The sequence below is a fragment of the Acinetobacter sp. YH12251 genome (assembly GCF_013417465.1).
Taxonomy (GTDB): Bacteria; Pseudomonadota; Gammaproteobacteria; order Pseudomonadales; family Moraxellaceae; genus Acinetobacter; species Acinetobacter amyesii.
Genome location: NZ_VPDZ01000008.1, coordinates 154,731 through 172,858 on the forward strand (window position 1 = coordinate 154,731; position 18,128 = coordinate 172,858).

21 protein-coding genes are annotated in these 18,128 nt (G+C 40.6%); 10 read left to right on the forward strand and 11 right to left on the reverse strand.

From position 1 onward, the window contains the following. Positions 1-66: 66 nt before the first annotated feature. From FTV27_RS08955 to FTV27_RS08965, 3 genes are all read left to right on the forward strand, one after another. Positions 67-717, forward strand: a complete 651-nt coding sequence (locus FTV27_RS08955) for a DUF938 domain-containing protein (protein WP_171319316.1) — start codon at positions 67-69, stop codon at positions 715-717. Positions 718-723: 6 nt separating this feature from the next. Then, on the forward strand, positions 724-1,929 hold the full coding sequence (locus FTV27_RS08960; protein ID WP_180078088.1) for a TIGR03862 family flavoprotein: 1,206 nt from the start codon (positions 724-726) through the stop codon (positions 1,927-1,929). 73 nt (positions 1,930-2,002) lie between these two features. Next, positions 2,003-2,413: a GFA family protein gene (locus FTV27_RS08965; RefSeq protein ID WP_180078089.1), complete on the forward strand. Its 411-nt coding sequence runs from the start codon at positions 2,003-2,005 to the stop codon at positions 2,411-2,413. 77 nt (positions 2,414-2,490) lie between these two features. On the opposite strand, the gene FTV27_RS08970 is transcribed toward FTV27_RS08965, so the two are convergent. Together FTV27_RS08970 and FTV27_RS08975 are read right to left on the reverse strand one after the other, a co-directional pair. Further along, the gene (locus FTV27_RS08970; protein WP_180078139.1) at positions 2,491-3,063 is read right to left on the reverse strand and encodes a hypothetical protein; all 573 of its coding nucleotides are present in this window, start codon (positions 3,061-3,063) and stop codon (positions 2,491-2,493) included. Positions 3,064-3,078: 15 nt separating this feature from the next. Further along, a complete protein-coding gene (locus FTV27_RS08975) occupies positions 3,079-3,855 on the reverse strand; it encodes a class I SAM-dependent methyltransferase (RefSeq protein ID WP_180078091.1) in 777 nt (258 codons plus the stop codon). 116 nt (positions 3,856-3,971) lie between these two features. On the opposite strand from FTV27_RS08975, the gene FTV27_RS08980 reads away from it, so the two are divergent. The 4 genes from FTV27_RS08980 to FTV27_RS08995 all read left to right on the forward strand — a co-directional run bounded on the left by FTV27_RS08980 (position 3,972) and on the right by FTV27_RS08995 (position 7,091). Continuing rightward, positions 3,972-5,243 carry an alpha/beta fold hydrolase gene (locus FTV27_RS08980; RefSeq protein WP_180078141.1) on the forward strand — a complete coding sequence of 424 codons (1,272 nt, stop codon included), beginning with the start codon at positions 3,972-3,974 and terminating at the stop codon, positions 5,241-5,243. Between the two features lie 124 nt (positions 5,244-5,367). After that, positions 5,368-5,559, forward strand: a complete 192-nt coding sequence (locus FTV27_RS08985) for a hypothetical protein (RefSeq protein WP_078189765.1) — start codon at positions 5,368-5,370, stop codon at positions 5,557-5,559. A gap of 97 nt (positions 5,560-5,656) precedes the next feature. Beyond that, complete coding sequence (locus tag FTV27_RS08990; protein ID WP_180078093.1) at positions 5,657-6,610, forward strand: 2-hydroxyacid dehydrogenase; 954 nt, start codon at positions 5,657-5,659, stop codon at positions 6,608-6,610. 55 nt (positions 6,611-6,665) lie between these two features. Further along, a complete protein-coding gene (locus FTV27_RS08995; RefSeq protein ID WP_180078095.1) occupies positions 6,666-7,091 on the forward strand; it encodes a hypothetical protein in 426 nt (141 codons plus the stop codon). A gap of 43 nt (positions 7,092-7,134) precedes the next feature. On the opposite strand, the gene FTV27_RS09000 is transcribed toward FTV27_RS08995, so the two are convergent. The 8 genes from FTV27_RS09000 to glyQ all read right to left on the reverse strand — a co-directional run bounded on the left by FTV27_RS09000 (position 7,135) and on the right by glyQ (position 14,677). Further along, a complete protein-coding gene (locus FTV27_RS09000; RefSeq protein WP_180078097.1) occupies positions 7,135-7,644 on the reverse strand; it encodes a hypothetical protein in 510 nt (169 codons plus the stop codon). 111 nt (positions 7,645-7,755) lie between these two features. Then, positions 7,756-8,244, reverse strand: coding sequence for a hypothetical protein (locus tag FTV27_RS09005; protein WP_180078142.1), 489 nt, complete (start codon positions 8,242-8,244; stop codon positions 7,756-7,758). A 261-nt stretch (positions 8,245-8,505) separates the two neighbouring features. Beyond that, positions 8,506-9,153, reverse strand: coding sequence for a hypothetical protein (locus tag FTV27_RS09010; RefSeq protein WP_180078099.1), 648 nt, complete (start codon positions 9,151-9,153; stop codon positions 8,506-8,508). A 353-nt stretch (positions 9,154-9,506) separates the two neighbouring features. Then, positions 9,507-9,896 carry a hypothetical protein gene (locus FTV27_RS09015; protein ID WP_180078101.1) on the reverse strand — a complete coding sequence of 130 codons (390 nt, stop codon included), beginning with the start codon at positions 9,894-9,896 and terminating at the stop codon, positions 9,507-9,509. Positions 9,897-9,963: 67 nt separating this feature from the next. Next, complete coding sequence (locus tag FTV27_RS09020) at positions 9,964-10,914, reverse strand: HrgA protein (RefSeq protein WP_180024512.1); 951 nt, start codon at positions 10,912-10,914, stop codon at positions 9,964-9,966. 129 nt (positions 10,915-11,043) lie between these two features. Further along, positions 11,044-11,517 carry a hypothetical protein gene (locus FTV27_RS09025; protein ID WP_180078103.1) on the reverse strand — a complete coding sequence of 158 codons (474 nt, stop codon included), beginning with the start codon at positions 11,515-11,517 and terminating at the stop codon, positions 11,044-11,046. 107 nt (positions 11,518-11,624) lie between these two features. Next, on the reverse strand, positions 11,625-13,694 hold the full coding sequence (glyS, locus tag FTV27_RS09030) for a glycine--tRNA ligase subunit beta (protein WP_180078105.1): 2,070 nt from the start codon (positions 13,692-13,694) through the stop codon (positions 11,625-11,627). Next, complete coding sequence (gene glyQ / locus FTV27_RS09035) at positions 13,694-14,677, reverse strand: glycine--tRNA ligase subunit alpha (RefSeq protein ID WP_180078107.1); 984 nt, start codon at positions 14,675-14,677, stop codon at positions 13,694-13,696. Before glyQ ends, glyS begins: the two co-directional genes overlap by 1 nt. Before the next feature lie 200 nt (positions 14,678-14,877). Here glyQ and FTV27_RS09040 point away from each other — a divergent pair, with 200 nt between their 5' ends. Continuing rightward, positions 14,878-15,390 carry a hypothetical protein gene (locus FTV27_RS09040; protein ID WP_078192784.1) on the forward strand — a complete coding sequence of 171 codons (513 nt, stop codon included), beginning with the start codon at positions 14,878-14,880 and terminating at the stop codon, positions 15,388-15,390. Between the two features lie 258 nt (positions 15,391-15,648). Beyond that, a complete protein-coding gene (locus FTV27_RS09045) occupies positions 15,649-16,755 on the forward strand; it encodes an HPP family protein (RefSeq protein WP_180034978.1) in 1,107 nt (368 codons plus the stop codon). A gap of 118 nt (positions 16,756-16,873) precedes the next feature. Here FTV27_RS09045 and FTV27_RS09050 read toward each other — a convergent pair whose 3' ends face one another. Beyond that, complete coding sequence (locus FTV27_RS09050) at positions 16,874-17,131, reverse strand: PspC domain-containing protein (protein WP_078189754.1); 258 nt, start codon at positions 17,129-17,131, stop codon at positions 16,874-16,876. Positions 17,132-17,432: 301 nt separating this feature from the next. Between FTV27_RS09050 and FTV27_RS09055 the strand changes: the two genes are divergently transcribed. Next, on the forward strand, positions 17,433-18,086 hold the full coding sequence (locus FTV27_RS09055; protein ID WP_257230006.1) for a hypothetical protein: 654 nt from the start codon (positions 17,433-17,435) through the stop codon (positions 18,084-18,086). The last annotated feature ends 42 nt before the right edge of the window (positions 18,087-18,128 follow it).

Below are 18,128 nucleotides of genomic sequence, written 5' to 3' on the forward strand. Positions count from 1 at the left end.
ATGGATGATTCAATTAGGCAAAAACAGTCGCAGTTGTTAGACTTATGCCGTTCTGTTTAGTTTGATCTGTTTATGCCTATTCGTCAATTTCAAGCGCAGCGTATGCGAGCTCCCCGTGATTTTCAGCCGATTGATTCCACACCGATTTGTGTGGAAATTGGGGCTGGTAAAGGTAAACACGCATTATTATTTTCAGCCAATCACCCTGAATTTCAATTGATTGCTGTTGAGCGTACACGTGAAAAATTTGTGGCAATGCAAAAGCAGCATCAACTTGAGGGGCAAAACAATTTAACTCCAATTCATGCTGATGCATTACCTTGGGTAGTACATGCCTTACATCCTGCGCAAGTACAGCAATTCTTTATTTTGTATCCAAACCCTGAACCGCATAATCCTGCACAGCGCTGGTTAAATATGCCGTTTTTTGAATTTCTATTGTCGCGTTTGCAGCCGGGTGGTCAGATTACCTTGGCGAGTAATATTCCTGAATATATTGAGGAAGCGCAGCAGCAGTTAATCGATGTTTGGAAGCTACCTTTTGTCAAAGAACGCATTGCAGAGACTTCAGCACGTACACACTTTGAGATTAAATATCTAGAACGTGGTGAACTCTGTCAGCAGTTAATCATTACCAAGCCTGTAGATTACACCACACGTTTTGATGATTTTCAGCCTTTACAGGGACAAAATCCTGTCAAAGAACAGGCGGAATAATTGGGCATGACTCAGCGTATTGCAATTATTGGTGCAGGTCCTGCGGGATTGATGGCGGCGGAAGTGCTTAGCCAATTTGACTATGACATTCATGTTTATGAGCAAAAACCGTCGGCAGCGCGAAAATTTTTAATGGCGGGCAAGACAGGGCTGAATATTTCGCATGCAGAACCCATTGAACAATTTGTGCAGCGCTATGATCAAGTGGAATGGCTGAGCCCATGGGTTAAGCAGTGGGATGCAGCATGGATTCAACAATGGATGATGGGACTGGGTATTGAAACCTATATTGGTTCATCGGGTCGGGTATTTCCTATTGAAATGAAAGCTGCGCCTTTGCTGCGTTCATGGTTAAAACGTCTCAGTCTCGACGGGGTGCAGTTTCATTATCGACATCAAGTTTTGGACTTACAGTCCAATCAGCTGACGATTCAAAACCTTGTTGATGGATCAAATCAAGCGCTTGGCTTTGATGCGATTATTATGGCATGTGGGGCTGTGTCTTGGTCACGTTTAGGCAGTGATGGCGCATGGCAAAAATGGCTGCAGCCTGAGAGTATTGAAGCTTTTCAGGCCAGTAATGCCGGTGTGGAACGCGTTTGGTCGAAGTTCATGCAGCCCGTGTTTGGACAGCCTTTAAAGCGGGTCAATGCATGGGTCGAGCAAGCCGAGCCGACCCAAGGTGATATCATCATTTCACACTATGGACTGGAAAGTGGATTGATCTACAAACAAGGTCGAGCACTGCGTCAACAGGTGAAATCTGCTCAGCCCATGCAGCTAACTTTGGACTTATTGCCAGATCAAAGTGTTGAGCAATTGGCAAAGAAACTACAGCCTTCGAAGAAGCAGTCTTTAACCAATGTTTGGCGTAAAGCCGGTTTAGATGCGGCGAAAGCTGCGCTGGTCCGTGAACTGGTGGATAAATCTTTGTGGCATGAACCTGCCTTACTTGCTGCGAAAATTAAACACTTAAATATTCAACTCGATGGATTTCGCCCGATAGATGAGGCGATCAGCTGCGCTGGCGGTGTGAAGCGTTCAGTCCTAAATGATGGGTTACAATTGAAGAGCAATCCTGCAGTATTTGCTTGCGGAGAAATGTTGGATTGGGATGCGCCTACAGGAGGCTATTTGCTAACAGCATGCCTTGCAACCGGTCGAGCAGCGGGTGAAGGGGTTCAAAACTATCTGGTTTCTTTGCAGAGCTAAGCGCTTCAAATTGTCACAATCTTGCTGAGGAGTTGTGATATTTTGAGATGAAATTCTTCTAAGAAAGACCATTATGCGCGTACAAGAACAATATACCGGAAGCTGCTTGTGTGGAGCGGTTTGTTATGAGATCAATGGTCCGATCGGTGAGATCGTGCAATGTCATTGTTCTCGGTGCAGAAAAGCTAATGGCACGGCATTTGCGACCAATGCCCCGATTGCTAAAGCAGATTTCAAAATTGTGTCGGGTGAACAGGTATTGAAAAAGTTTCAATCTTCACCAACCACACAGCGTTGTTTTTGTAGTGAGTGTGGTTCGCCGATCATCAGTATTAAGGCTGAAACGCCTGATTATTACCGCCTACGTATAGGTACCTTAGATACGCCTCTGACGCAGAAACCGACCTGTCATATCTTTGTCGCATCCAAAGCTGAATGGGACAGTATTCATGATGAGTTACCGCAATATGCAGAGCGTCCTTAATTTTTTGCGTTGTATTTCTAAATAAAAAAGGGTTCACGTGGAACCCTTTTTGTTTAAGTCATTTTTCGACTTTTAATTTATTGAGCTTGAGCAGGATGTTTAAGCTCGGGATATTGTTCTTGCCAATGTCCCAATTGTTCTTGAGCATGAATAAACTGACCGAGACCTTTGACACTATCACTTGGATTTTTTAACTCGCCATCGGCTGCTTGATTTTTCTCACGATAAATTTGTGATTGATTGTCCCAGTACTGGTACATCAAGCCTTGAATGTAACGGCCTTGTTCAGTTTTCATTTCGAGTTCTTTGAGCATATTTAATGCCGACTGGATGTTGTCACGCTTACGCTGTGTAGAAAATTCATCGGTGAGTTTGCCTTCCTCACGCAGTTTCATCAGCTCATCTTCCATCTCATCGCTAATTTGACTAAAGCTCTCGTCATATTGCGTCAGAAGCGTGAGGTCGTGTAAATCATCTGGGGTCTTGGCAAAGTTTTTAATAGGATCACTATTCAGCTCTTTCATGATTTGATCATCGGAACTGATTTCACTATTTTGTTCCACTGTTTTTGTTGATTTTTCACATGCAGTGAGTCCTAAGACTGTACCCATGAGGAAGATGACACTGAGTTTTTTTAAAGAGATTGGCATGAGCATAATCGTGTCCTAATGTGTTTTTCTAAAGATATAGACATGCGTGATATACGGAAAATCAATGAAATCCTGTGCCGTCTTTTGGGTTGATTCAGCCACGATATTTTCAAATTGTTGTTTCAGTTTTTGTTGTTCATCCGTGCTTAACGCTGCAATAAAACTGGTGGACAATAATCGTTTGGAAACCACGTGTTCCACTGTACCATGATGCAATTGTTGAAAGGTGGTTTCGGCAATTAATTTAAATGTTTGCTGCTGCTCAAACACTTTTTGCCATTGCCCACTATGATAACGTGGTGTGTCACCTTCGAGTTCACTCAAGACATCAGCGAGTTGTTTGACCCAATTGACTTGGATATCACGCTGGTTCCAAATCAAAACAAGATCACCATTGGGAACCAAGATACGACTGATTTCATTGAGGGTTTCAGGGGTGGCAAACCAATGAAATGATTGGGCACAAAATACCGCTGCTACAGAATGATCATGCAGTGGAATCTGATCACTTTGGGCGGCTAAAGTTGCAATATGCGGATGTTTTTTCTGCAATTGTTGCAGCATTTCATGTACAGGTTCGATCGCGGTGATATTTTCACTGAGTGGGCGAATATACTCGAGAAATTTGCCTGTACCTGAACCTAAGTCCACCAGATGGGCTTGAGGGGCTAAAGCTAAATGTTGTTGTAGCCACGCACTGATTTCAATCGGGTAGTCAGGACGGGCTTGTTGATAGAGTTCAGCTGCAGAGCTAAAGCCTTGTTGTGTGGCAGGATGTATTGAATGTGTCATATTCTGCACTTTTTAATCTGTATGGCCTCTATAAAATAGCATATTCGGAACAAGATAAACTTTGAATGCAACAAGGAAGGAAAAGCGTGACGCAACAAGGACTGGAGCAAAGTACAATGGAAAAGCACATCATTTTTGAAGATGATCAAATTCGTGTCATTTTTCAGCCAGGCAGTTCTCGTGAGCTTATTTTCTCCTTCGGTGATTTGATTACCCGCGCCAAGGGCTTGAGCATTAATGCTGAGAAGTCTTTGCAAAAATATGATTTTAATGTGATCGGTGTGATGCCGAAACAAAAATCTTGGTTTCCAACAACGTCAATGCAACAGATGTATCAAGCCATCAAGCCGATCCTAGAGCAATTTGAGCTGCGAATTGCCTATGGTGGTTCCATGGGCGGCTATGCGGCCATTAAGTATGCCAATTTATTTGGATTCCAGCGTGTGGTCAGTATGGTGCCGCAGTACTCCATAGACCCAGAGGATATTGTCGATACACGCTATGGCATGTTCTTTCAACCTAATCTGCATGCCAATATGCGAGTACTTGCTGAAGACGTATCGACTACACGTGAATATATCGTGGTGTATGATCCTTATTGTCCAGAAGATCGCGCGCACTTTGAAAAATTACAGGCTTTAATTCCACATGTGCATGTGTTGCATCTGCCGTTTACAGGGCATGATGCCATTGCGGTATTGGCGAGTTCTGAACTGTTAAATGATTTCTTGAGACATCCTTTTGATGCGCCGTATTTTTATCAAAAAATGCGTCGGGTTAAGAAAAACAGCAAATTTTATTATCGAAAAGTCATCGAAAATTTACTGACACGCCATCGTGATGCTTTGGGTGAAATTTTAAAAAGCAATTCGTTTCAGCTTGACCCTCAATTTTTTGATGCCAAACAAAAGCAGACCTTATTGCGAGTATTGTTTAATAACAAACAAGTCAGTGAGCAAGATCTGCAAAAGTTGGGGATCACAACTTTTGTGCCACAGGATAATCGTAACCTGTTACTCGACCAGTTTGAACATGGTTTAGTGTTTAATGTGATTAGCCAAAAAATTGAAAGCTATGCAGCTGGTGTAATTGCGCTGAATCACAAGTTTTTGATTCCTTTGCAGCCGAAGGGCACAGGTCTAGTTTACGTCCAAGTCCAAGATGAGCGTTACATGGTGGTGATGAATGACCGTCAGGTAATGAAATTGGTCTTAGCTCAAGATGAACTGGCGGCAGGTATGCATCCGATTTTAATGCAGAAATATGTGGGCTATTACACGCTGAACTATAAAGAATTGCGTTTGAGTAGCGATGAATTTGGTCAAGTCTTCTTTGTGGAAAATGCCGATGCATCTTGCCAGTTTGTGGTGCAACCCGAACAAATTTAAGCTCGACATTGGGTTGAAAATCCAAAGCTTGCTAATTTGTAGGAAGAGATTATGATGAGAGAAAGGTAGTATAAAAAACAATCATACTACCTAAAACATCATGAGGAATACGAGGGGTATCAGTATGCATTCAACACAGATGCTTGCTGTATTATTCATCTTAGTGCTGACCATGGGTTCAGCCTATGCACAGGGGGTTAGTTCAAGCATACTGATTTTTAGCAGCAGCATGTTGTTACTTACGATACTGACCATTTATGTCATACTCAAAATTCGAAATTCATTGCAACATCATCTCGATAAACCCGCGAAATAGCGGGTTTTTTTATATGCTGTTCGATTGCACTTTGGTGCATCACAGGTTTTAATCATCCACAATCGAATTTTTATAATCGGCCAGAAGGGAAGCAGCCATGAAAGCGGTATTTCTAGATTATCAGTCTCTAGATAAACAGGACTTAGATTTTAGCGGACTAGAAGCACAGTTTGATGACTTGACGCTCTATCCCGCAACAATGGCTGCAGAGGTTGCTCAGCGCATACAAGGGGCTGATGTGATTATCAGCAATAAAGTACACATCAATGCTGAGCACATGCAGCTCAATCCGCAATTAAAACTGATCTTAATTTCTGCCACTGGCACCAATAATGTTGACCTTGTACACGCACAGCAACAAGGCATCGTGGTGTGTAATTGCCAAGCTTATGGCACCGCTGCAGTCGCACAGCATACCTTGATGTTAATGTTGAACTTGGCGACATCATTTCGACAGTATGATCGGGCGGTCCAACAGAGAGATTGGCAAAAAGCAGATCAGTTCTGCTTACTAGATTTTCCAATTATTGAGTTGGCTGGTAAGACTTTGGGGATTGTCGGCTATGGCGAATTGGGTCAAGCCGTGGCACATTTGGCTAAAGCGTTTGGCATGAAAATTATGATTGGCGCGCTACCGAATCGACCTATGGTGGCTGAGCGAGTGGCCTTTTCTGAGATGTTAGCGCAGGTCGATTTTCTGAGTTTGCATTGTCCTTTAACTGATGAAACTCGTGATTTACTCAATCATGAAAGCTTGGCTCAAATGAAAGCATCGGCCTTTGTGATCAATTGCGCACGAGGTGGTGTGGTTAATGAATCGGCATTAGCCGAGGCATTGAAATCAGGAAAGATTGCAGGTGCGGCAACCGATGTCTTGACGGTTGAGCCACCTAAGCAGGGTAATGTGTTGCTTGACCCAAGTATTCCAAATTTAATTATTACTCCACATAGTGCATGGGGCAGCGTCGATGCAAGACAACGTATCGTGCAGCAAATGGTTGAAAATGTAGAGGCCTTTAAAGCGGGGATGGTCATTCGGCAGGTGAATTAAAACGAGTTTAAGGAACCTTATTTTTGAACAAAGCTCTATATAAATAGGGATGTCTATGCAGGTCGATCTTGCCAATAAAAAAAGTTTAAGATTATTTTGCATGCTGATTCTCTTTACCGCATGCATTACTTGGGCATGGTACAGTTATGTACTAAATATCAGTGAAAATTATTTATTCCAGAATCCTGATTTTGAAGTTCATAAATTCATGCCGACCTTACAAGTTGTGCTGGTTTCGGTATTTTTTATTGCGCATTTCGTCTTAGCGCTTATTGATTTTTTAAATTGCTATTGGTATTGGGGGCTATGGCTTGTTGTAGTGCCTATTATTGTGGGACAGGTCTATTTTTCTGTCTTTGGAGAGGTTGCTCATATTGATCATTTATCAGTCTGGGTTGATTATCCATTTTGCCTGTTGATGCTTATTCAAATCTGTACAGCATCGTTTGTACGTAGGCGATATCTCAAGCCTAATGCTTAATGCTTAATGCTTAATGCTTAATGCTTAATTTAATAGTTAAATTTCAGCATTTTTTCAAAAATTTAGCATTGAAATGATTTTTGATCCGCTCAAATTCAAGTTCAGTCTTGATACTGTTTGGCATCATGATTCGTAAATAACTTTTTTCGAGTTTAAAAGGCTCTTTGGTATTGGGTACAGGATTAAAGCCACCATTTGGGTAGATCAAATTTGTCTCATAGGCACGTAAAATCTGATCATTGTGAAAATAATAACTTGTTAGGGATTGATTGGATTCTCCAAAAACATAGAGGTTTATTTTGCATTGGCCATCGAGTTGATACAGCGTCGCTTCATTGCCTTCAGTCGATTTGTATTCTTCGTCATCTAGCATCTCTAAGGTTTGTAATAATTTACCTTCGGCATCATGGTTATATTGGTATGAATCGTACAATTGGGGAAAAATAGTCTGCAACTGTGGATAACTTTTCAACAATTGTGGAAAACGTTGTAAGCCAATCACAGAGCCAACACAGAGCAGAATGCCAAGCAAGATACCAAATAAAATTCGCATTTTTTTCTCATTAATTCATTGTTTTTATAGGCATAGGCCAAAGACCAAAAGTATTTAATTTTGGTTTTAAAAAAGCCCAACCAAAGTTGAGCTTTTAAATGTAGTGTTAAATTATAAATCAGTCACAGGATAGGTTGTAGACGTCGAACTCGAAGGATAGCTACTTTGAGGATATTGATTGTTATTTTGCCCCGCATTGTTGCTTGGAGTTGTATTAATCGTATTACCTGAAGACGGTTCACTCAACGACTGTTGGCTGATGGGCGCAGGTTGGCTGGTTTTGCCTGTGATATTTTCACGGGTTTGCTTCAATTTTTCATTGACGTTTTGAGTGGCTTGCTGTGCGCCCTGATCAACCTGTTGCACTGTATTTTGAGTAGCAGTTTTCGTATTGTCCCAAGCTTGGTCAACCGAAGGCTTAATTTTAGAAATTCCACGTTCAGTCATTTCACCAATATTTTTAGCAGCACCGACCACGCCTTCTTGGGCTTTATAGGCCCACACATGCAATAAATTTGGATTATCGCCATAAGGGCTCACAGGTTTTTTCGCTTGTTGCTCAGTACTTTGCGCTGCTGCGTTTTCTTGTGCCCAAAGCATGGGTGTCGTGAATATTAAGCTTATGCATAGCGTTGCTTTTAATGAAATCTTCACAGCTTCACCTCTGAATTTTATAGGTTTTCTATCTGATGAATGGTTTTAACGCATTATAGGAAAAATTGCAGCGAAAAAAACTTGCCGTAGCAAAATCAATACAGCAAATGACAGCTTTGTACACGTTTGTATTTTGCATAAGGTAAAAAAAGGCCCACCGAAGGGTGAGCCTACTCTCTGGAGGAGAGGGTATGAAAGCCAGTTTATTTATTTGTGAGCACCTAAGCTGGCTTCATGTGAGCTATGGACTTCAGCTTGTGCAACAGGCGTTTGCAACTGTACATTGCTACTGCCACTCACATTGGCTTCTTGACCTTTTTGGAAATTCGCTTTGGTTTGTTGCCATTTTTCACTGGCAAATTGGCGACCTTCCTGAGCTTTTTCACCTAAATAGCTCTTGGTTTGATCAACTTTGTTGTCGACATTGCTTTTACGTTCATCGAGTTTTGCTTTGTCTTTTGCAGCTTTTTCATCGAGCTGTGCTTTACGCTCATCAAGCTTAGCTTTATTTTGCTCAGCTTTGGCATCGATCTTGGCTTTCGCTGCATCTGACTTTTCATCTTTAGACTGTTTTAGGTCAGCCCATTTATTTTTTGCATCTTGCTTTTTGTCAGCACTGAATTGTTTGGTGTCTTGCCATTTTTCTTGGGTGAATGTTTTGGTCTTATCGACGCCTTTTTCAATTTTGTCACCGGCTGTATGCGCAGACTGATTAATGTCTTGTTTTAGATTTTGCAGTACAGACGGTTGCTGTGTTTCAACTTTCGCATTGGCTTCTACTGCGGTGTTCGCAAATAGTGGAGTGGTTGCGAATAATGCTGCGGTGATCAGTGTTGTTTTAAATAAAGGTTTCATCTTTGCATTTGTCCTCTTTTATTGAACGCTGCTGTTGCACTCAGCATTAGCGCTTTTGGAGCAGAGGACATCTTAAGAGTAAAAAAAAGCAAAAAGTGGTTTTGTGCGATAAGTCACACAATGCAATAACAGCTCAGATACGCGGAAGTTTGAAGTGTGGAAACTTGGTTAAGTTAACGTAGTATTGTAATTTTATGAAAATACAGTGGCTTATATGTGTTTTGCGCGTTGCTGTGGTGTGGTGCTAGTTACGATTTTCATGATTAAAAATTATGGGTTTGAACGAATTATTGTTCAAGATTCAAGGAAAAAATGAAACCATACCTCCATTTTGGAGATATGGTTCTTATTATTTATTCACATTGTGTAAGCGCATCTTTTGCAAAATGACCGCGTAATGCAAGGAAGTTCTTTTGTACATCCGCCGCATTTAAATCAAAATTGTGCGCTGAACTTGTACCATCTTTGGCAAAGGTTGCTGTACCACCTGAAATGAGGGTTAAGCCTTTAAATGACCATTGTTCAACAGATTTTGCTTCTTCTAAATTGCCTGTAAATTCAATCACGCATTTATCTACAAATTTAGTCAGTTTTGCTTTGTTATCTGTGGTATCTGGGTAGACATCAATGTTTTGAACTTCTTGTAATACACCAGTTTCAAGTTGTGGAATCGTTGGTGCAGATGTACATGCAGAAAGTGCGATACCCGCAAGACTAGTCAAAAGGAATGCTTTCAATTTCATAAGTTTCATTCTTGTTGAGTGTTGTTTAGTCGAGTATAGGGAAATGGAAGTGAGTTGGCTAGATGGGCTATCTATTCCAATCGTGTTTTCGAATACGGCCCGTTTGGTAATAAATTGAGACTAATTCGATAAAGTTTTTAAAATCTGAATTTTCACTTAATATGCGATTTATAGATTGCCAATCTACTTCTTGTCTTCGTCGAGCAGGAAGAAAAATTTCACTTTCAGTTGGATTTTCAGGAATTAAAATGATTACACCAATTCCGTGAAGTGCAGAAAGCATGCGAAGTTCCTCTTCGACTTCATTTGTAGAAATTGCAGTTGCTACCAAATAACCTTCATTTGCCCAACTAGAATTACTGACGGCTTGGAAAAAACTACTTCTAACATTTGAGCTATTTAGCTCTTTTTTAACTTCAAAAGACCATAATTTTACATTTTGCCCTGAGCTATTTTTTACGCAAGTCTTTATAAGATCATGCCAATGGTCATCTAGTGCTTGCATTGCAACAATATCAGGGTGTAACCATTGATTACCATTTTGCCCTCGAGAGTTCTTAGAGCGTTTTTCATCTATTCTAAGACAATATAAATCAAGTTCAGAATTTAAAAACTCTATTAAAATAGGGTAGAGATCATGTTCAGATAGTCGATCATCTTTAATTGGTAATTCTTTTTCAATATCTATAGCATGCGAATCCATCACATTATTAAGCTGGAGCTGTGATTCATAGACTTCAGAGGGGTTAAACCAAAAAACTCTAGGTCTTGGTTGATCCCGTATATGGATATTTGGTGAAATTTTTTGAATATTAGTTTTTGCTGTACTGCTAATTTCACGGACGATTTGTTGAATAAAATCAGCTTCTGAATAAAATCTATCATTAGATCGTTTTACTTCATAATCTTCTGGATATATTTTTATAATAGCTTCTGCTATTTCACGAGAATTAAATTTTTGATTTGGGTGTGCTTTTAAAAATTCTGCGACTTTTTGTGGTTGTGATAACTTCATTATATTTTCAAAAATAAATACCCCACTAATTTATAACGAGGTTTTATTTGTTTTACAAGCAATTAAGTCTTACATGCTGCAATATTGAAATATCATAAAAAAGTCATGACCTTGAACCACTCAATATTTTCATTAAATCTTCGGCAAAAAGAACAACAACACAAGGCCACCCAATACTCCACCGATAATGAGCCAATCTTTCTTACGCATATCTGCAACACGAATTATTGAAAAATACAGGCTGCTAAAAAATAGAAAAACGAAGACAAATAGTACAAGGGGATTATTGAATATAAATTTAGTACTGCCAAATAAAACGAAAATGGTTGTGCTCGACAACCAATACACCAAACTTAAAACAAATTTTGAAAGCGTTAAGTAAGGCACAGAGCGGTCTAATCTTGGTAAACTGACCGCAACGATGATGATTCCAATAAATCCACCCAAAACAGAAATAATCAAAAAGAATAAAGCACCCATATCTGGCTTGGTTGGAATGTATGGATAAACCTTCCAAAGGTAGAAGCTGCATGCCATCAGGACTGCATGTAAGATAAAAAGATAGAGATCTGGGCGGTAAGGATGATTGACTGTAATACTTTTCATATATTGTTCTTATCAAAAAATTCCGCTATTTCTAACAGGATTCTACCTAGATTTCAAACAGCATAAAAAAACCCGCTCTAAAGCGGGTTTTTAATGAATACTTAAACTTAGTGTTGAAGTACCGAAATATCAGCCACTTTCGTGAACAAGTCACGAAGCTGTGCAAGCATACGTAAACGGTTCGCTTTTAGGTCAGCATCATCTGCCATCACCATCACACCGTCAAAGAAAGCATCGACTGGCGCACGTAGTGCAGCAAGTGCAGAAAGGGCAGCGGTGTAGTCCTTCGCAGCAAATAATGGCTCAACTACAGGTGTGATTTTTGCAAGTTCAGCGAACAATGCTTTTTCAGCATCTTCAACCAAGTTCGCTTCAACCACAGCGCCTTCAGGTGCAGCTTCTTTTGCAAGAATGTTCGCAACACGCTTGTTGGCAGCAGCAAGTGCAGCAGCTTCAGGCAAGTCACGGAAATGATTTACCGCATTTACACGTTTATCAAAATCAAGTGGCGATTTTGGAGAAAGAGCTTGAACCGCTTGAATCACATCTACAGCCACGCCTTGGTCTTCGTATTTTGCACGGTAACGACCTTCAAGGAATGCAACAGCATCGTTTAAAGTCTTGCCGTGATCTTTAATTACATCGCCATAAGCAGCAAGTGCAAGTTTAATTAGGTCTTCAATCGACACATCAAGCTCGTTTTCAGTCACTAGACGCAAAATACCAATCGCAGAACGACGAAGTGCAAACGGGTCTTTAGAACCTGTCGGCGCTTGACCAATACCGAAAATACCAGTCAAAGTATCTAAACGGTCTGCAAGCGCAAGCGTTGTACCTGTCTTGGTTCTTGGTAACACATCACCCGCGAACTTAGGTAAGTATTGCTCACCTAAAGATTCAGCGACTTCATCATTTTCGCCTTCAATGCGTGCATAGTAAGTACCCGCAATACCTTGAAGCTCAGGGAATTCACCCACAAGTTCAGAAGTTAAGTCGCACTTCGCAAGTAGCGCAGCTTTTTCAGCATCTGCAGGGTTCGCACCTGTGATAGCCGACAAAGCCACAGCCAATTTAGCAATACGTTCAGACTTGTTCCAAAGGGTACCCAATTCAGCTTGGAATACCATATTTGCAAGTTTCTCTTTACGAGATGCAAGCGGTTGCTTTTGATCTTGTAAGAAGAAGAATTCAGCATCTGACAAACGTGGACGTACAACTTTTTCGTTACCTTCAATAATTTGTGTCGGGTCTTTCGACTCAATGTTTGACACGGTAATGAAGTAAGGTTGAAGTTTATTGTCGCTATTCACTAAGCAGAAATATTTTTGGTTGTCCTGCATCGTCGTGATGAGTGCTTCTTGAGGAACAGCAAGGAAGCGTTCTTCAAAGCTTGCACGAAGCGCAACTGGCCATTCAACCAATGCTGTTACTTCGTCACGTAAGTCCGCAGGGACAATCGCAATGGCATTTACTTCATCAGCCAAAGTTTTGACTTGTTGGTCGATGATGGCTTGGCGCTCTTCAAAGTTTGCAATCACTTTTGCAGTACGCAGGGCATCAAGATAAGCATCGGCATTTGCAAGTGTAATTGCTTCAGGAGCATGGAAACGGTGACCATAAGTCACGTTACCTGCTTGGTGATCCTGAATGGTTGCTTCAATTACATCACTGTCTTTCAACAAAACAACCCATTTTACAGGACGTACAAACTCAGTACGGCTTGCAGCAGAACGCATGCGTTTTGCGATAGGTAGGTTATCTAAAGCGTGTTGTAAAATTTGAGGAAGTAAAACATCAAGGCTTTGACCTTTTACATCTTTTAAGTAGCACACTTTTTCAACTTTACCTGCTTGGAAAGTTGAAACTTGATCAACCGTAATGCCTTGACCGCGCATAAAGCCTTCAAGTGCTTTAGTCGGTTTGCCTTCGGCATCAAACGCTGCTTGTTTAGCAGGGCCATCAAAACGTTTTTGTGTGTCTGCTTGTGCACCGTCTACATTAACAATTTTCAATGCAAGGCGACGTGGTGCTGCATAAGCTTCAATCGCATCAAATGCAAGACCTGCGTCTTTTAAACCTTTTACCGTTTCTGCATGAAGCGCATCACGTAATTTTTTTAAGCTTTTTGGTGGAAGTTCTTCGCAGCCTAATTCGAACAATACTGTATGTTTAGACATTATTTGCTCTCCTTAGATTCTACTTTTGCTTCCGCTTCAACTTGTGCTTTAAGTTGAGCAAGGACTTCGTCACGTAAAGCTGGTTCTGCCATTGGGAAGCCCAGCTTCGCACGCGCAGCGACATAGCTCTGTGCAATAGCACGAGCCAATGTACGTACACGTAAAATATAACGTTGACGTTCAGTTACTGAAATTGCGCCACGTGCATCAAGTAAGTTAAAGCTATGCGATGCTTTAATTACTTGTTCATAGGCAGGCAGTGGAAGTTCAGCTTCCATTAAACGAATCGCTTCAGCTTCATAGAAGTCGAATAATTCAAACATTTTTTCAACGTTGGCATATTCAAAGTTATAAGTTGATTGTTCCACTTCGTTTTGGTGGAACACGTCGCCATAAGTCACTGTACCAAACTGACCTTTGGTCCAAACCAAATCGTAAACAGAGTCTACACCTTGGAGGTACATCGCTAGACGTTCAAGACCGTAAGTAATTTCACCTGTCACAGGGTAGCACTCAACACCGCCGACTTGTTGGAAGTAAGTGAACTGAGTCACTTCCATACCGTTTAACCAAACTTCCCAACCTAAGCCCCAAGCACCCAGTGTTGGAGATTCCCAGTTGTCTTCCACGAAACGAATGTCGTGAACAAGGGTATCAATACCAATGGCTTTTAATGAATCTAAGTACAACTGTTGGATGTTGTCTGGGTTTGGCTTCAACACGACTTGGAACTGGTAGTAGTGTTGTAGACGATTCGGGTTCTCACCATAACGGCCATCTTTAGGACGACGAGAAGGCTGAACATAAGCCGCGTTCCAAGTTTCAGGGCCTAAAGCACGTAGGAAAGTTGCAGTGTGGAAAGTACCTGCACCCATTTCCATATCGTAAGGTTGTAACACTACACAACCTTGTTCAGCCCAGTAGTTTTGTAAGGCAAGAATTAAGCCTTGGAAGGTATCAATATGCGATATGGCGCGACTCATGGTCATCCACTTAAAATTAGATAAAAATTGTGCTCAATTATAAGGATTTTGGGGGTGTGTGGCAAAGGGTTAATCATTCTTGAATCAAGCTTTGATGTTTTAATGATGCGCAGAATTTTATATTTTCCTATTGTACAGAATAAAAACGAAGTTACTTGTGGCATAAAGTGGATGAATAAATTGAATGATGAGCGATAACAATGTTTAAGAAGTCTTTTATTGTGATAAGTATGGTGCTATCTGCCTGTAGTACGACGCCTGTAGCTTTGTATTCAGATTCATCACTTCACGCTTCAAAAATTGCGACTATTACAAATTCTTGCAACGCGGAATGTAAGAATTTGATTAAACAGCAGTTAGTGGTCAGCTCAAAGTATCAAATGAGCGAAGGTCTTTTGCTTGAGGTCAATGGTCAGCAGGGGACGCGAAAAGTCACAAGAGGAATGGCTTTTGACTCACCTATTCACGGACGGTTTACCACCGCTGTAGAACAGGGAAAAACTGAGCTCGTCATTGATCATAATTCACAGCTAGTTATCGCTCGTCCAGCTCGATTCACTGTTGATTTATTGGGTGGGCATAATTATGTGATTGGACGTATTCGAGTTGAACGAATCCCTTCGGCTTATTATGAATGGTTTCCTATTGTGTATGATGAAACAGCTCAGAAAATTATTTATGGCAGTGAAGATTTAATTGATCAAGATGAATAAGCTGACCGCCTAAATGTTCCTTTGTTTTAGTGAGTACAGATGTGAGCGCTGATAGGTTTTTTATTTTAATTATCAGTAACATATAATGAGAATTTTAGGCTCATTTCTTGGGATAAAACTACGCAAGTAAGCGGCGTATACATCATTCAAAAGAATCAAAAGTAAAATTTATAAGATAAAGATGTAAGTTGAATACATCTTATTGCTTGCATGGCTTTATAATTGCCACATCTCGCAAAACAACAAACAAGGTATCTCGTGTTTCACGCAAAATCAGCTTGGCTCAATACGCTTAAACCCAACTTTAAAGTTCTGCCTTTAAAAGACCGCATCCTGTGTGGGGTAGGTGCTTTGCTGGGCCTGAGTATTTCTTCGCTGATCAGTTGGCTGGCGCTAGATGACTTAAATGCGTGGTATATCGCCCCGATGGGTGCATCATCTGTACTGCTCTTTGCGGTACCTGCCAGCCCATTGGCACAGCCGTGGAATATGGTAGTCGGTAATAGTCTTGCGGCCTTGATTGGCGTGACGTGTGCGATGTTTATTCCTAATTTAACCGAAGCATTTAGTATCGCGGTTGCATTAGCGATTATCTTAATGATGACCACAGACTCATTGCATCCACCAAGTGGAGCCGTGGCGATTACAGCGGTATTGGGCGGAGAGGCAGTCCATGATTTAGGCTATGCCTTTCTTTTTTATCCAGTCCTTTTAAATTCGGTCCTCTTGATGGTGGTTGCTATCATTTATAACCGATTACTAGGCAAGCAGTATCCACAAAAAGCACAAGTCAATACTCGGACGACAGATCCAACACCGACACAAAAAGTGTCGATTCAGCCAGCGGATATTCAGCAAGTCTTAGAACAGCAAAGTCAGTTGCTTGATATTAGTGAATATGACTTACAAAAAATTATTTTAGAAGCACAGCAATTAGCCAGTCGTCGTGGCCTAAGCCAGTTTCATTGTCGTGACATCATGAGTCAGCAAGTGATTACCCTGCGTGCAGAAGATGATATTCAGTCAGCATTGGAAAAGTTTAAACAAGTCAATTTGATGAGTTTGCCTGTGGTGAGTGATTTGGATCGCTTGGTGGGAAATTTGGCTTTATATGATGTAGTGGAATGGTTTAAACGTGCCGCAGACCCCAAAGCCAGTTGGGAAAATCACGTTTATCAAATTATGAATCCCAAAGTGGTGACCGTGCAGCCGGATCAACCCATTCAAGATTTAGTGCCTTATTTTGTGGAAAGATCTTTTAATTATATTCCAGTCGTTGAGCAAAAACGGTTGGTGGGAATGATTAGCCGTGCCGATATGATTGCTGCCTTATATCAACAGTTAAATCAGCAAACAAAATCTTAAGCCTTAAACTTTGATTTAAATTCATCAGACTTAAATATGGTTTTGCCAATATGTAGGCAAAAAAAAGCTACGGAATCTTGGGGGAGAAACCGTAGCGACCAAACTGGGTCATGGGATTTTAACGTCTGTCATCATTCACAGTACGAATCGGGTCTGAATAGCCATTGGTACGGAAAAAGTTATCTTGTGCTTTAGGCATGACTAACCATAAAACCAAGTACACTAAAATACCGGGAAAGGCTGCGCTTAAGCATGATACAAAGATAAAAATAATACGCAGTAAATTTGCGTTCCAACCAAAACGTTCAGCAATACCCCCCATCACACCAGCAATCATGTTAGAGCGGTTTGAGCGGTATAAACCAACATTGGCCATTCAGGTCTCCTTAAAAAATAGAATAAATTTGAATATTTCCAAATTCATATTATAGAAATGGTGACAAGCTTTACGATTTAAAGGGTGCAGAAAAAAAATTAAGTAAAGTTATGTAATTTGAAGAATTGGTTTGATTAGTTTGCCTTTAAAATGGCTTGAGTATTAATTAAATATCAACGATAACAATGAGATATGATTAACATATATCGCAAATATATGTATACAGCGTTGATTTTTTGATTACAATATTAAGTCAGCAAGAACTGAAAAAACCAATGAATGATTGGTCTTGGCACATTATATGAAAACATCGGCTTCACCTTTTTTGATGAAATTTGCATATCTTTCAGTGTTTGCAGGAGTGTTCAGCCTTTCTTTTATTGGCTGTAGTCCAACGCCTCAACCCGCAGCGGATAAGGGTGAAAGTTCAGCATCAACTGTCGCATCGGAAGTTCAAGCTAAGCAAGATCATGGAAAAAAATTAACCCAAGTAGCAGGGCAGGCGACATTGCCGAATGACGATGAATTAAAACCTGCTCCTGTTCCTGAGCATGCCAAAATTTTTATTGGACGTTTTCATGCCAAAGTAAAATGCGATGACAGTTTTATTCCATGCCCAGAAGGCGATGCGGAGTTCATCCTCAACTTATTACCAGATGGCACGGTACACCGCAGTATTATTCAAATTGGAAAAGTATTTGCTGAAAAAACCAATACGCCAGGCATTAATGTGAAATATCGTAAGGATACGTGGAGTGTCAATGAAGCACATACCGAGCTGGTGGTTCATCGAAAAGAAGGCGTGAATTTTTATTATCGCGTGATTAATGAAAATAAAATCACTATGGATTTAGACAAAATTCGTCAAGGTGAAGTCGACCGAAATCAGGAATTATTTTCTAAAGGTTATCCTCAGCCTCAACATGCCTATACCTTGGTGAAAGACCCAAATTAAATACTGCGAATGAAGTAAATAAAATTATAAATTGAGTTTGAG

Bases quoted from the DNA above. Each gene is read 5' to 3' on its own strand.
- FTV27_RS08960 (WP_180078088.1), top strand. From the start codon at position 724: ATGACTCAGCGTATTGCAATTATTGGTGCAGGTCCTGCGGGATTGATG.
- FTV27_RS09040 (WP_078192784.1), top strand. From the start codon at position 14,878: ATGTTTAAGAAGTCTTTTATTGTGATAAGTATGGTGCTATCTGCCTGT.
- FTV27_RS08975 (WP_180078091.1), bottom strand. From the start codon at position 3,855: ATGACACATTCAATACATCCTGCCACACAACAAGGCTTTAGCTCTGCA.
- glyS (WP_180078105.1), bottom strand. From the start codon at position 13,694: ATGTCTAAACATACAGTATTGTTCGAATTAGGCTGCGAAGAACTTCCA.
- FTV27_RS09050 (WP_078189754.1), bottom strand. From the start codon at position 17,131: ATGGCCAATGTTGGTTTATACCGCTCAAACCGCTCTAACATGATTGCT.
- glyQ (WP_180078107.1), bottom strand. From the start codon at position 14,677: ATGAGTCGCGCCATATCGCATATTGATACCTTCCAAGGCTTAATTCTT.
- FTV27_RS08965 (WP_180078089.1), top strand. From the start codon at position 2,003: ATGCGCGTACAAGAACAATATACCGGAAGCTGCTTGTGTGGAGCGGTT.
- FTV27_RS09055 (WP_257230006.1), top strand. From the start codon at position 17,433: ATGAAAACATCGGCTTCACCTTTTTTGATGAAATTTGCATATCTTTCA.
- FTV27_RS08985 (WP_078189765.1), top strand. From the start codon at position 5,368: ATGCATTCAACACAGATGCTTGCTGTATTATTCATCTTAGTGCTGACC.
- FTV27_RS08980 (WP_180078141.1), top strand. From the start codon at position 3,972: ATGGAAAAGCACATCATTTTTGAAGATGATCAAATTCGTGTCATTTTT.
- FTV27_RS09015 (WP_180078101.1), bottom strand. From the start codon at position 9,896: ATGAAATTGAAAGCATTCCTTTTGACTAGTCTTGCGGGTATCGCACTT.
- FTV27_RS09010 (WP_180078099.1), bottom strand. From the start codon at position 9,153: ATGAAACCTTTATTTAAAACAACACTGATCACCGCAGCATTATTCGCA.
- FTV27_RS08990 (WP_180078093.1), top strand. From the start codon at position 5,657: ATGAAAGCGGTATTTCTAGATTATCAGTCTCTAGATAAACAGGACTTA.
- FTV27_RS08995 (WP_180078095.1), top strand. From the start codon at position 6,666: ATGCAGGTCGATCTTGCCAATAAAAAAAGTTTAAGATTATTTTGCATG.
- FTV27_RS08970 (WP_180078139.1), bottom strand. From the start codon at position 3,063: ATGCCAATCTCTTTAAAAAAACTCAGTGTCATCTTCCTCATGGGTACA.
- FTV27_RS09025 (WP_180078103.1), bottom strand. From the start codon at position 11,517: ATGAAAAGTATTACAGTCAATCATCCTTACCGCCCAGATCTCTATCTT.
- FTV27_RS09000 (WP_180078097.1), bottom strand. From the start codon at position 7,644: ATGCGAATTTTATTTGGTATCTTGCTTGGCATTCTGCTCTGTGTTGGC.
- FTV27_RS09005 (WP_180078142.1), bottom strand. From the start codon at position 8,244: ATGCTTTGGGCACAAGAAAACGCAGCAGCGCAAAGTACTGAGCAACAA.